13 protein-coding genes are annotated in these 12,238 nt (G+C 68.1%); 4 read left to right on the top strand and 9 right to left on the bottom strand.

Going from position 1 to position 12,238, the window contains the following annotated elements; translation table 11 throughout:
• Positions 1–1,016, bottom strand: a 1,016-nt coding sequence (locus AC1DO7_RS33975) for a cupin domain-containing protein (RefSeq protein ID WP_477117097.1), incomplete at its 3' end; no start/stop codon positions are given.
• An 11-nt stretch (positions 1,017–1,027) separates the two neighbouring features.
• Here AC1DO7_RS33975 and AC1DO7_RS33970 point away from each other — a divergent pair.
• Positions 1,028–1,558, top strand: coding sequence for an FKBP-type peptidyl-prolyl cis-trans isomerase (locus AC1DO7_RS33970; protein ID WP_441618880.1), 531 nt, complete (start codon positions 1,028–1,030; stop codon positions 1,556–1,558).
• Positions 1,559–1,659: 101 nt separating this feature from the next.
• Here AC1DO7_RS33970 and AC1DO7_RS33965 read toward each other — a convergent pair whose 3' ends face one another.
• From AC1DO7_RS33965 to AC1DO7_RS33945, 5 genes are all read right to left on the bottom strand, one after another.
• On the bottom strand, positions 1,660–2,730 hold the full coding sequence (locus AC1DO7_RS33965) for a hypothetical protein (protein ID WP_441618882.1): 1,071 nt from the start codon (positions 2,728–2,730) through the stop codon (positions 1,660–1,662).
• Positions 2,727–5,417, bottom strand: coding sequence for a DNA mismatch repair protein MutS (gene mutS / locus AC1DO7_RS33960; RefSeq protein ID WP_477117096.1), 2,691 nt, complete (start codon positions 5,415–5,417; stop codon positions 2,727–2,729). Before mutS ends, AC1DO7_RS33965 begins: the two co-directional genes overlap by 4 nt.
• 283 nt (positions 5,418–5,700) lie before the next feature.
• Positions 5,701–6,135 carry a universal stress protein gene (locus AC1DO7_RS33955; RefSeq protein WP_441618886.1) on the bottom strand — a complete coding sequence of 145 codons (435 nt, stop codon included), beginning with the start codon at positions 6,133–6,135 and terminating at the stop codon, positions 5,701–5,703.
• Between the two features lie 50 nt (positions 6,136–6,185).
• Positions 6,186–6,401: an HP1242/YdcH family protein gene (locus AC1DO7_RS33950; protein WP_441618888.1), complete on the bottom strand. Its 216-nt coding sequence runs from the start codon at positions 6,399–6,401 to the stop codon at positions 6,186–6,188.
• 219 nt (positions 6,402–6,620) lie between these two features.
• Entirely contained in the window at positions 6,621–7,448 is an 828-nt protein-coding gene (locus AC1DO7_RS33945; protein WP_441618890.1) for an inositol monophosphatase family protein, read from the bottom strand.
• Positions 7,449–7,604: 156 nt separating this feature from the next.
• On the opposite strand from AC1DO7_RS33945, the gene AC1DO7_RS33940 reads away from it, so the two are divergent.
• From AC1DO7_RS33940 to cysE, 3 genes are all read left to right on the top strand, one after another.
• On the top strand, positions 7,605–8,528 hold the full coding sequence (locus AC1DO7_RS33940) for an RNA methyltransferase (protein WP_441618892.1): 924 nt from the start codon (positions 7,605–7,607) through the stop codon (positions 8,526–8,528).
• Positions 8,529–8,531: 3 nt separating this feature from the next.
• A complete protein-coding gene (locus AC1DO7_RS33935) occupies positions 8,532–9,167 on the top strand; it encodes a PrpF domain-containing protein (RefSeq protein ID WP_441618894.1) in 636 nt (211 codons plus the stop codon).
• Positions 9,168–9,371: 204 nt separating this feature from the next.
• Positions 9,372–10,115 carry a serine O-acetyltransferase gene (cysE, locus tag AC1DO7_RS33930; RefSeq protein WP_477117095.1) on the top strand — a complete coding sequence of 248 codons (744 nt, stop codon included), beginning with the start codon at positions 9,372–9,374 and terminating at the stop codon, positions 10,113–10,115.
• 30 nt (positions 10,116–10,145) lie between these two features.
• Here the strand turns inward: cysE and AC1DO7_RS33925 are convergent, their stop codons facing one another.
• The 3 genes from AC1DO7_RS33925 to AC1DO7_RS33915 all read right to left on the bottom strand — a co-directional run bounded on the left by AC1DO7_RS33925 (position 10,146) and on the right by AC1DO7_RS33915 (position 12,159).
• Positions 10,146–10,937, bottom strand: coding sequence for a UDP-2,3-diacylglucosamine diphosphatase (locus AC1DO7_RS33925; RefSeq protein ID WP_441618898.1), 792 nt, complete (start codon positions 10,935–10,937; stop codon positions 10,146–10,148).
• A 79-nt stretch (positions 10,938–11,016) separates the two neighbouring features.
• Positions 11,017–11,517, bottom strand: coding sequence for a peptidylprolyl isomerase (locus AC1DO7_RS33920; protein WP_441618900.1), 501 nt, complete (start codon positions 11,515–11,517; stop codon positions 11,017–11,019).
• A gap of 57 nt (positions 11,518–11,574) precedes the next feature.
• Complete coding sequence (locus AC1DO7_RS33915; protein WP_441618902.1) at positions 11,575–12,159, bottom strand: peptidylprolyl isomerase; 585 nt, start codon at positions 12,157–12,159, stop codon at positions 11,575–11,577.
• Positions 12,160–12,238: the final 79 nt, after the last annotated feature.

Genomic DNA, 12,238 nt, shown 5'->3' with positions numbered 1-12,238 from the left:
CGGTCATACAATGCGATCGATCCCGGCGCTAGCACGATGCCGTGAGATAGCGCAAGTTTTGTGTATTTCTTCAGTGTGATTTCGGGCACGACCGGGAATTCCACGGTCGGTTTCGGTTCGGAGAGATGCGCACCCAGAAATTCGGAAATCATGCTACCCGACCAACGCAGGGCACCGAGGCGTTCGCTTACCGCACGCACCATGCTGGCGGGCAACTGGGCCGGACGCGCGGTGGCGGGTTCGCCGGGGTCCGCATAGCGCCCGCTCAGGTCTTCGTTATCCTCTACCGTCTCCGACAGCCAGGCGAGGAAATGCCCTGCCAGCTCGCGGTAGGCCGGTGCGCGGAAGCCGATGGAGTAGGTCATGCACTCGCCTTCGGCGACGCCGTCGTGGGCGTACTGGGGCGGCAGGTAAAGCATGTCGCCGGGTTCCAGCACCCACTCCTGTTCGTGTGTGAAGTCCGCCAGGATCTTCAGCGGCAGGTCCGGCACCAGATCCAGCTTGGTCTGGGAGGAGATGCGCCAGCGCCGCCGGCCCGATACTTGCAGCAGGAAAACGTCGTAGGAATCGAAGTGCGGGCCGACGCCGCCACCGTCGGTGGCGTAGCTGACCATGAGGTCGTCGAGCCGCGCATCGGGGGCGAAACGGAATTGCCCCAGCAATGCCGCGGCTGCGCTATCGTGGAGGTTGACGCCCTGCACGAGCAAGGTCCACTGGCGCGCCTTGCGCGAGGGCAGGTTGTCGGCGGCGAACGGGCCCTGCTCGAGCTTCCAGCGGTTGCGGAAGTGCGACACCAGGCGGGCCTCGACGTCGTCGCGGTCGGCCAGCTCGAAAAGGGACTCTGGCGATACCGGCGGCACGATTCCCGGTACGGCCTGTCGGATCAGCAGGGGCTTGCGGTGCCAGATATCGCGCATGAAAGCGGCCGGCGTCATGCCTCCCAGCAGGGGGAGCGGCACGTCGGGATCGACGGGGCCGGGGGGCAGGGCCTGCGCGTATAATGCGGAATCGTTCATGGAGTCAAGAATTGAAAATCGCTAAGAACACGGTGGTATCCGTGGTGTACAAGCTGTCGGATGCGCAGGGCAATCTGATCGAGGAGTCGGATGAGCCGATGGTCTACTTGCACGGCGGCTATGATGGCACGTTCCCCAAGATCGAGGAAGCGCTCGAAGGCCACGAAGCCGGCTTCGAGACCCAGCTCCAGCTCGAACCCGAAGAAGCGTTCGGCGATTACGACGCCGAGATGGTCAAGGTGGAACCGCGTGACCGTTTCCCCGAGCCGCTCGAGATCGGCATGCAATTCGAAGGCGTGCCCGAAGACGGTGACGAAGACGATTCGATCATCTACACGGTGACGGACGTGGCCCAGGACAAGGTCGTGCTGGACGGCAACCATCCGCTGGCCGGCATGGCGCTGCGTTTCTGGCTGCAGGTGTCCGAGGTGCGCGAAGCCACCGACGACGAAGTGCAGCATGGCCACGCCCACGGCGCCTCGGGCGTCGAGGTGGTGGACGAGGATGAAGACGAAGACGGCGGCAACCGCACGCTGCACTGAGCGCAGGCCCGCTGCGCGCGCACCTGCTACCAAAGCCGGCTTAGCCGGCTTTTTTCATGGGTGGCACGCATGGAGGGCGCGCATGAATGGCCCGCCCCGCATCACTCCGCCTCCGGCCCATCCTTCAGGGTCACTTCGAACGGCTTGGGCGAACCCGGCGTGATCGACAGCTCGGCGAACTGCCCGGGCGTGCCGGCCGGCAGCACCACGCGGGTGACGTTGCGCAGCACCTTGCCACCTGCATCCTTGAGCGGTGTATCGATGCCGAACCCACCCTGGCCGGTATGTACGAGCAATACCTGGCCGCGGTAACGCGTGGCGAGATCGCGCAGCTGGCGCTTGTACTCCTGGAAGCCATCGCGCGCGCGGCGGCGCAGGAAGCCGTCGAACAGGGAAGGCTTGCCGCGTTGCTCCCAGCCGTTGCCGAACTGCGGATCGGCATGGGCCAGCACAACGATGCCCGGCAGGTTCTGCTGCTGCGCCAGGGAGAAGGCACGCGCGAGCCACTGGCGATTGGCCTCGCGGCGGTCTTCGAACTCGCCGTTGCGGCCGCCCTCCGAGCGATAGTGATTGTTGTCGCCAGGCAGGTTCAATGCCACCAGCAACACGCCCCCGGCGCTCCAGCGCACGTTCTCCCGGAAGCTGCGGAAGGTGGCCTGGTCGGATTGCCGCATGAGCGGCACGACGCGCTGGCCCAGCGTGGTGTCTGCCGGGTAGAACAACTCGCGCAGCCGGTTCAGGCGTTCCACCGGATCGAAATGGCCGTTCACGGCGCGCTGGCATTCCGCCCAGTCGGTTTCGCCGGGCAGGTAGACCAGCGGCAGCGGCGACTGGTCAAGCAGGCGCTGGCGCGCCGTGAGCAGGGCATCGCCGCAGGATTCGGTATCGCCCTTGATGCCGCCGAGGTGCACCACCATGTCGAGCCGGCGCGCGGCGGCGTATTCGAGCAGGCGCGTGGTACCGTCTTCGGCCGCAGGCCACTGCGGCTGGTCGGCGATCAGGGCGATGCGCACGGTCTCGCTGGCCGGCGCGCGAACGCGATTGGCCTGCGCGGCCAGCGCGTCGCCCGGCAGCGCGGGCGACGCGAGCACTACGCCGAGCACGGTGCAGCCTGCCGCCCGGGCGAGCGCGCGCGCCAGGCTGCGCCGGCTTGCCAGCCCGGTCGGCGTCATGCGGTGGCTACCGCATCCCTGGCCAGCGCACGCAGGCGGTAGAGCGCATCGAGGGCTTCGCGCGGCGTGAGGCTGTCCGGATCGAGTTCGCCGATGGCGTCGAGCAGCGCGGCTTGTTCCGGCGATATGGCTGTGTCCGCGGTGCCACTTGCCGGCTCCGCATAGTCATCCTCGTCGTCCAGCGGCGACAGCGGCGCCGCGAACAGGTCGAGCTGCGGCGTGGGCGTGGCATCCGCCGACTGCTGCTCGAGCCACGCCAGGTGCTTGCGCGCCGCGCGGATCACCGGCTGCGGCACCCCCGCGAGTTGCGCCACCTGCAGGCCATAGCTCTGGCTGGCCGGGCCGTCCTGCACCGCGTGCAGGAAGACGATGCCGTCGCCATGCTCCACCGCGGAGAGGTGCACGTTGGCTGCCTGCGTGAATTCCTGCGGCAGCTGCGTCAGTTCGAAGTAGTGGGTGGCGAACAGCGTATGGCTGCGGTTGTGCGCCAGGATGTGGCGCGCGATGGCCCATGCCAGCGCGAGGCCGTCGAAGGTGGACGTGCCGCGGCCGATCTCGTCCATCAGCACCAGGCTGGCGGGCGTGGCGTTGTGCAGGATGCCGGCAGCCTCGGTCATCTCCACCATGAAGGTGGAGCGCCCGCCGGCGAGATCGTCGGCCGCGCCGATGCGGGTGAAGATGCGGTCGATCGGGCCGATCACGGCGCGCCGCGCGGGTACGTAGGCACCCACGCAGGCCAGCAGCACGATCAGCGCGGTCTGGCGCATGAAGGTCGACTTGCCGCCCATGTTCGGGCCGGTGATCAGCAGCAGCTTGCGCGCTTCGTTGAGCTGGCAGTCGTTGGCGATGAAGGGCACGGATTCGGCGGCGAGCTGGCCTTCCACCACCGGATGGCGACCCTGCACGATGTCGATGGCGTTCTCGTCGACGCGCTCGGGCTGGGTCCAGTCCAGCGTCTGCGCGCGCTCGGCCAGCGCCGCCAGCACGTCGAGCCGGGCCAGCGCGCCGGCCACGCGCTGCAGTTCGCCGATATGCGGCAGCAATTGCTGCAGCAGCGCGTCGTAGAGCTGCTTCTCGCGCGCCAGCGCGCGGTCTTGCGCGGACAGCGCCTTGTCCTCGAAGGACTTGAGCTCGGGCGTGATGTAGCGTTCGGCGTTCTTCAGCGTCTGGCGGCGGCGGTAGTCGTCGGGGACCTTGTCGGCCTGGCCGTTGGTCACCTCGATATAGAAGCCATGCACGCGGTTGTATTCCACGCGCAGATTGGCGATGCCGGTGCGGGTGCGCTCGCGCGCCTCCAGCTCGACCAGGAACTGGCCACAGTTCTCCGAGATGTCGCGCAGTTCGTCGAGCTCGGCGTCGAAGCCGCGCGCGATCACGCCGCCGTCGCGCACCACGCTGGGCGGCTCGGGCGCCACCGCCGCGCTCAGCAGGTCCTGGCAGGCCTGCGGCACGGCCAGCTCGGCCAGGGTCAGGTTCAGCAGCGGCGCCGCGTCGTCGGGCTGCACGCAGGCCTGCACGTCGGGCAGGGCGGCCAGCGTGTCGCGCAGCGATGACAGGTCGCGCGGGCGCGCATTGAGCAGCGCCAGGCGCGCGGTGATGCGTTCCACGTCGGACAGCCTGCGCAACGCCGCGCGCAGCGGCTCGGTGCCCTGGGCGAGCAGGGCACCGATGGCCTGCTGGCGCGCCTGCGGCATGGCGCGGTCGCGCAGCGGGTGGTGCAGCCAGTGGCGCAGCAGGCGGCTGCCCATGGTGGTGGCGCAGGTGTCCAGCAGCGAGAACAGCGTCGGCGACTCGCCGCCGCGCAGCGTCTCGGTCAACTCCAGGTTGCGCCGCGTGGCGGTATCCAGGCCGACGAATTCCGATTCGCGCTCGACCGTGACGCCTTGCACATGGCGCAGCGATTGGCCTTGCGTGGAAGCGGCATAGTTCAGCAGCGCGCCCGCCGCGCCGAGCGCCGCGCCCAGCCCGGCACAGCCGAACGGGTCCAGGCTCGCCACGCCGAGCTGCTCGCGCAGGCGGCGGGTGCCGGCTTCCTGGTCGAAGTGCCACTCCGGCAGGCGCGTGCGGGCGCAGGCCAGCGCCGGCAGCTCGATGCCATCCGCGAACAGCAGCTCGGCCGGCCGGATGCGTTCCAGTTCGCGGCCAAGCTGCGCCACCTCGCACTCCATCAGGCGCAGTTCGCCACTGGCGAGGTTGAGCCACGCCAGGCCGGTCTTGCTGACGCCGCGGCGCGTGGTGTGCTGGTGCACGGCCATCAGGAAGGTGTCGGCCTTGTCCGGCAGCAGCGCCGCGTCGGTCAGCGTGCCCGGGGTGACGATGCGAACCACCTTGCGTTCGACCGGTCCCTTGYTGGTGGCCGGGTCGCCGATCTGCTCGCAGATCGCCACGGATTCGCCCAGCTTGACCAGCCGCGCGAGGTACTGGTCCACCGAGTGGAAGGGGATGCCCGCCATGCGGATCGGTACGCCGTTGGAGGCGCCGCGCGCCGTCAGCGTGATGTCCAGCAGGCGCGCCGCCTTCTCGGCGTCGTCATGGAAGAGCTCATAGAAGTCGCCCATCCGGTAGAACAGCAAGGTGTCCGGGTGGTCCGCCTTGATGCGCAGATACTGCTGCATCATGGGGGTGTGCTTGCTGCCGGAAGCATCTGCCGCCGTTTGATCCGGGTTCGTCTTTTTCTGCAATCCCATTGCCATTAAACCTGTTTGGCACGGAAAGCCGGCGCTACGCCGCCTTTCCGTGCTTGCCATCGCCTTGCCGCCCCGACTGGCGCACATGGCGCATGGCGCCGGCGCGCGCCGGGAAAAAGCCGGCCGCGCGAGGGGGCTGCCTCGGGACGCAAGGGGGTATTTCGGAAGATGGGCGATATGGTACAGCACCGGCCGCCAGGTCTGGAGGCGCGGGCTGGCCGGCGCGGCTGCCGGGACGCAGGGCGAGCGCCCGGGGAGCCGGGGCGCTGCCTGCGTGTCGTCTTCAGCGGAAGACCAGAACGGGGATGGTGCTGTGGGTGAGCACCTTCTGTGTTTCGCTGCCGATCAGCAGGCCGCTGATGCCGCTGCGGCCGTGCGAAGCCATGAAGATCACGTCGCAGCCCTGTTCCGTCGCGGTGGCGATGATGCCGCGGTAAGGCGCCGCGGAGACGGAGGTCACCGCGGCGCACGGCACGCCGGCCAGCGCGGCGGCCGCTTCGACGCGTGCCAGATCGCTGCGTGCCGCGGCCTCGACACGTTGCTCGAATACCGAGCGCTTCTCGTGACCGGCATCGCTGGACTGCAGAAAGGGATATTCCTCCACGCACATATAGGCGGTCAGCCTGGCGCCGGTTGCGCGGGCGAACTCGATGGCGGCGGCGACAGCCTTCTGCGAGAGCGGGGAGCCGTCGATGGGGAGCAGGATATGTTGGAACATGGGCGTGTGTATGTGTTTTGGAAAGAACGGACGACGTGGGGGTGGCCGGCTCAGGCCGAGGCCCTGCGCAGAATGCCGTAGAGCTCGTCCTTGAGCCGGAGCTTTTCCTTCTTGAGCGATTCGATGGTCACGCTGTCGGCGGGCACCAGCCTGGCTTCCATGTTCTTGATCTCCTGGTCCATGTCATTGTGGCGATGGAACAGCCTGGCGAAGTGCGCGTCCTGCGCCTTGAGCACCGAGATCAGTTCGCGGAATTCGGGAAACATGCGAGGCTCCTTCAGGTGGGAATCCGGGCTGCGCGGTGATCGGTCGGGGGTGCGACGGGCGCCGGCAGCGCATGCCCTCATTCTGCAGCGGCGGGGAGCCGCCGGCCTTGATATGGATCATGCGCCGGTAAACGCCTCGCAACAATACGTTCGCCCAAACAAAAACGCCCGCCCTGTGGAGGGCGGGCGTGGCGCTCGGCGGCGGCCGCTGGCAGGCGCTCAGGCGGCGGGCCTAGCGGGCTTGGCGTTGTCGAGCGAGTATGGCGACAGCAGGCGCACCATTTGCGCGAAGGCCTTGGGGTTGCCTGCCAGCACTTCGCCTTGCTCCAGCTGGCGGGCTTCGCCGGCGTAGTTGCCGGTCAGCCCGCCGGCCTCGGTCACCAGCAGCATGCCGGCGGCCATGTCCCAGGGCTTGAGGCCTTGCTCGAAGAAACCATCGGTGCGTCCGCACGCCACGTAGGCCAGGTCCAGCGCGGCAGCGCCCGGGCGGCGCAGGCCGGCGCAGCTGCGCGTCATCAGGGCGAACAGCTCCATGTACTGGTCCAGACCTTCCATGTCACGGTACGGGAAGCCGGTGCCGATCAGGCAGTCRGCCAGCTTGTCGCGGCGCGAGACGCGGATGCGGCGGTTGTTCAGGAAAGCCCCGGCGCCCTTGCTGGCGGTGAAGAGTTCGTCACGCGTGGGGTCGTAGACTACGGCCTGCGCGGGCACGCCCTTGTGCAACTGGGCGATGGACACGCAATACTGGGGGAAGCCGTGGATGAAATTGGTGGTGCCGTCGAGCGGATCGATGACCCAGACGTATTCGCTGGTTTCTTCGCCCTCGGCCCAGGACTGGCCGGACTCTTCCGCTAGAATGGCGTGTTCCGGGTAGGCCGTGCGGATGATCTCGATGATCGCAGCCTCGGCGGCGCGGTCGACCTCGGTGACGAAATCGTTGTGCTGCTTGCGGGAAACATGGACCCGGTCGACGTCCATCGACGCGCGGTTGATGACGGAACCTGCCTTGCGGGCCGCCTTGACGGCGATATTTAGCATCGGATGCATGAATCTCTCCAGGCCGGCCAGGAGTGCGCCGCCTGGCGCAAAAGGCCGGCGCGCTGCCCTCCGGGGGCGGCTGACAACACAACGAATTGTAGAAGAACGGGCGCGTCGCGATCGTGCGAGACGGGCGGCGCACCGAAGATGAAGCCTGGATTGTATATGAACCCGCTGAACCAGACGAGTGCCGCCGCCGGCGACGCCCCCGCCGTGCCGCGCAAGGCAGTCAATGTGACTCTCGATGCGCCCGCTGCCTTTGCCGCCGTGCGCTTCGTGCTGGTGGAGACCAGCCATCCCGGCAATGTCGGCGCGGTGGCGCGCGCGATCAAGACCATGGGTTTCGGCGCCGAGCCGGGCCGCCTGGTGCTGGTCTCGCCGCGCGAGCCGGAGGTGCGCGCGCACCCGGATGCCGTGGCCATGGCCAGCGGCGCCGACGACGTGCTGGCCGCCGCGGTGATCGTGGACGATATCGAAAGCGCGCTGTCCGGTACCGCTTATGCCGTGGCGCTGACGGCCCGCCAGCGCGAGTTCGGGCCGCCGCGCCTGCTGCCGCGCGATGCCGCCGCACAGGCCGGCCAGCGCATCGCCCTCCAGCTTGCGGCCGCCCCGGTCCCGGGCATGCCCGCGCCGGGCGCCCATGTGGCCTTCGTCTTCGGCAACGAGCGTTTCGGCCTGCCCAACGAGGCCGTGGACCGTTGCTCGGCCGTCACCCATATCCCCGCCAACCCGGCCTACACCTCGCTCAACCTGGCCCAGGCCGTGCAGCTGGTGGCCTACGAGATGCGCCTGGCGCTGCTGGAGCCGCGCGCCACGCCGCAGGCCGAGATCGGCTATGCTGGCGAACCGGCCACGGCGGAGCAGGTGGAGGCGATGTTCGGCCATCTGCAGACGGGTCTCGAAGCGATCGGCTTCCTGGACCCGGCCACGCCGAAGAAGCTGATGCCGCGCCTGCGCCGGCTGCTGGCGCGCAGCGGGCTGGAGCGCGAGGAAGTGAATATCCTGCGTGGCATCGCCAAGCACATGCTGCTGGCCTCGCAGGGCAGCGTCCCTGGCTCCCGGAGTGGGCCAGGCCAACAGGAGAAGTGAGCGGTGGCGGAGATTCCTGCCTTCTACATGCGGGGCGGCGCCAGCAAGGGTCTGTTCTTCCTGGCTGACGACCTGCCGTCCGATCCCGCCGGGCGCGATGACGTGCTGCTGCGCGTGATCGGCTCGCCCGACCCTTATGGCACGCAGGCCGACGGCCTGGGCGGAGCCACTTCCAGTGCCGGCAATGTCGTGCTGGTACGCCGTTCGCAGCATGCCGGCTGCGACGTGGACTACCTGTTCGGCGCGGTGGCAATCCGCGCGGCCCTGATCGACTGGTCGGGCCGTTGCGACGACCTGTCCGCGGCCGTCGGGCCGTTCGCGATCTGGCGCGGCTTCGTGCCGGCGCGCGACAGCATCACCACCGTGCGCATGTGGCAGCAGAACACGGGCGAAGCCATCGTGGCGCGCGTACCTTGCCGCAATGGCCATCCGCTGGAAGCCGCCGGTTTGCGCGAGGCGGGCGTGCCATTCCCTGCCGCGGAAATCGTGCTCGACTATTCGGAGTCGGACTCCATCGCCTCCGCCGCTTCCTCCGCTTCCGCCCCTGCCTCTACTTCGCAACCGCTGGAGCGCGCCCTGGTGCGCAGCAGCGCGCGGCGCCTGATGACCGGCCTGGTCCACGTGCCAGAGCGATGTTGACGACTGGCGCCGCGGGTGTCCGTGCCACGGCACGGATGCGACAGCGGCGCTTGCGCAGTCAATGTCCATGACGGCAGCAGGGCAGCAAATCTCTTACACTCCCTGCTCCCGTTCCCACCGGCCAATGACCATGCCGGCGATCGCGTTTTCCCCCGGATGGACCGGGGCGCGCGGCGCACGGCGTGGCAACACGACACGACCAAGATGTTCTCTCGTCTGAAGGAAGATATCGACGCCATCATGCGGCGCGATCCCGCCGCGCGCAGCCGTCTCGAAGTGCTGACCTGCTATCCCGGGCTGCATGCCGTGATGTTCCATCGTTGCGCGCATGCCYGCTGGAACGCCGGCTTTCACTGGCTGGGCCGGTGGATCTCGCACTGGTCGCGCTTTCTCACCGGGATCGAAATCCACCCGGGCGCCACGGTGGGGCGGCGCGTGTTCATCGACCATGGCATGGGCGTAGTGGTGGGCGAGACCGCCGAGATCGGCGACGACTGCACCATCTACCAGGGCGTGACCCTGGGCGGCACCTCGCTGTACAAGGGCGTGAAGCGGCATCCGACGCTGGGCGCCAACGTGGTGGTGAGCGCCGGGGCCAAGGTGCTGGGCGGCTACACCATCGGCGAAGGTGCGCGCATTGGCTCCAACGCCGTGGTGCTCAAGCCGGTGCCGCCGGGTGCCACCGCGGTCGGCGTGCCGGCGCGCATCATCTTGCCGGATGYGCCCAGCGACCAGCAGGGCGCCAAGCAGGAATTCTCCGCCTACGGCATCACGCCCAACGCGGACGATCCGGTTTCGCTGGCGCTCAAGAGCCTGATCGACAACGCCGCGCAGCAGCACGAGCGGCTGGAGACCGTGCTGGCGGCGCTGGACCGGCTCGGCGAGCATCTCGAGAACACGCCCAACGACCGTTTCGATGCGAGCGAGCTGCGCAAGCTGATGAAGTAGGTGATGAAGTAGGGGCTGCGGCGCCGCGGCTCAGTCCAGTTGTGGCAGCACGCTGAAGCCGCCGGCGTCGAGTTGCAGCACCGCGGCGCGCGGGCGCTTGCCGTCGAGGTCCCAGTCGGTCAGCACCCAGCGCACGCCTTCGGCGCTCTCGTGGCGGGCGGGCCGGTGGGTGTGGCCGTGCACCAGCACCGGCGCATGGCTGGCGTGCAGCAGCGCTGCCACGGCTTGCGGCGTAGTGTCGCCGTAGTCCGGCAGGGCGTCGCGGCGCGCCTGGTTGGCGCGGCCGGCCTCGCTGTCGGCGCGCAGGCGGCGCGCCACGCGCAGGCGCAGCGCCAGCGGCAGCGAGAGGAAGGCGCGCTGCACCCAGGCCTTGCGAGTCCAGTGGCGAAAGCGCATGTAGCGCTGGTCGTCCGTGCAGAGCATGTCGCCATGGCTGAGCGCCACGCGCTGGCCGGCGCAGTCGATCACGGTAGGGTCGGGCAGCAGCGTGGCCCCGGCAGCGCGCGCAAAGCGCTGCCCCAGCAGGAAATCGCGGTTGCCGTGCATCAGGTACACCTGCACGCCGTGCCCGGCCAGCTGATGCAGCCTTGCCGCGACCTGTGCGGCGAAGGGGCTGTCGGTTTCCTCGTCGCCCACCCAGAACTCGAAGAAATCCCCGAGGATGAACAAGGCGCGCGCTTGCAGTGCGGCGCGCGCGAGCACGCGCTCGAAGGACGCCAGCGTGCGCGGCATGCCCGGGGTGAGATGCAGGTCGGAAATGAACCACGCCGGCGCGGGCACCGCTAGGGCGCCGGCCGCCGGCATGGAGGGGGTCACGGTCATGTGCATGGAAAGAGAATACGGCTCGACAGCCGCGACCCGCGGGGCCCGGCGGTGCGTCCCGCCGGGGATCGCCGTGGCGTTACTCGACCACCACGGCCTTTTCGATGACCACGTCTTCGAGCGGCACGTCCTGGTGGAAGCCGGCGCTGCCGGTGCGCACGCCCTTGATCGTCTCGACCACGTCGGTGCCGTCGGTCACCTTGCCGAACACGGCGTAGCCGAAGCCTTGCGGGGTCGGCGAGGTGAAGTTGAGGAAGTCATTGTCGACCGTGTTGATGAAGAACTGCGCGGTGGCCGAGTGGGGCGCGTTGGTACGTGCCATGGCAACCGTGTAGCGGTCGTTCTTGAGGCCGTTGCCGGCTTCGTTCTCGATCGGGGCGTCGGTGCCCTTTTGCTTCATGCCGGGCTCGAAGCCGCCGCCCTGGATCATGAAGTTCTTGATCACGCGGTGGAAAACGGTGTTGTCGTAGTGGCCCTTGCGCACGTACGACAGGAAGTTTTCAACCGACTTCGGCGCCTTCTCGGCATCGAGTTCGATGGTGATGACACCCTGGCTGGTGTGGAGTTCTACCTTGGACATTTGCTTTCCTCTGTTCGGTGATGCCTGGTGGTTGCCTGGCGTTGTGATTGCCCGGCGTTATTTGACGACCGTGGCGGACTCGATGACGATCGGCGTGGCCGGCACATTGCGCATCGGGCCATATGACGTGGTAGGCGCGCTCTTCATCTTTTCGACGGTATCCATGCCATCCACCACCTTGCCGAACACGGCGTATCCGTTTCCGTCCGGCTGCGGATAGTCGAGACTGGAATTATCCACCACATTGATGAAGAACTGGGCGGTGGCCGAGTTGGGATCGCTGGTGCGGGCCATTGCCACCGTGCCGGCCTTGTTCTTCAGGCCGTTCTGCGCTTCGAGCTGGATCGGCGCGCGCGTGGGCTTTTGCTTCATGTCGCGGTCGAAGCCGCCGCCTTGCACCATGAAGCCGTTGATGACCCGGTGGAAGATGGTGCCGCTGTAGAAGCCGCTCCTGACATATTCCATGAAGTTGGCGACGGTCTTGGGCGCGGCGTCCGGGTAGACCTCGAGCGTGAACTTGCCGGCACTGGTGACGAACTGCACCCGCTCGGTTTTGGTCTGCTGGGCCTGCGCGGCCAGCGGCGACAGCGCCAGGGCACCGGCGAACATGCCGGCAAGGACGAGGCGACGCGAAAAGATCATGCTTGGCTCCGTGGATCGGGGAAACATAGGGGCAGGGCGGCGGCGCCGCGCCTGTTGGGCCTGTCGGGCAATGTGCTAC

Source organism: Cupriavidus sp. 05N40 (assembly GCF_056397305.1).
This window is presented reverse-complemented; position numbering and strand designations above follow the sequence as displayed.

Bases quoted from the DNA above. Each gene is read 5' to 3' on its own strand.
- AC1DO7_RS33950 (WP_441618888.1), bottom strand. From the start codon at position 6,401: ATGTTTCCCGAATTCCGCGAACTGATCTCGGTGCTCAAGGCGCAGGAC.
- AC1DO7_RS33955 (WP_441618886.1), bottom strand. From the start codon at position 6,135: ATGTTCCAACATATCCTGCTCCCCATCGACGGCTCCCCGCTCTCGCAG.
- AC1DO7_RS33940 (WP_441618892.1), top strand. From the start codon at position 7,605: ATGAACCCGCTGAACCAGACGAGTGCCGCCGCCGGCGACGCCCCCGCC.
- AC1DO7_RS33920 (WP_441618900.1), bottom strand. From the start codon at position 11,517: ATGTCCAAGGTAGAACTCCACACCAGCCAGGGTGTCATCACCATCGAA.
- AC1DO7_RS33965 (WP_441618882.1), bottom strand. From the start codon at position 2,730: ATGACGCCGACCGGGCTGGCAAGCCGGCGCAGCCTGGCGCGCGCGCTC.
- AC1DO7_RS33915 (WP_441618902.1), bottom strand. From the start codon at position 12,159: ATGATCTTTTCGCGTCGCCTCGTCCTTGCCGGCATGTTCGCCGGTGCC.
- AC1DO7_RS33925 (WP_441618898.1), bottom strand. From the start codon at position 10,937: ATGACCGTGACCCCCTCCATGCCGGCGGCCGGCGCCCTAGCGGTGCCC.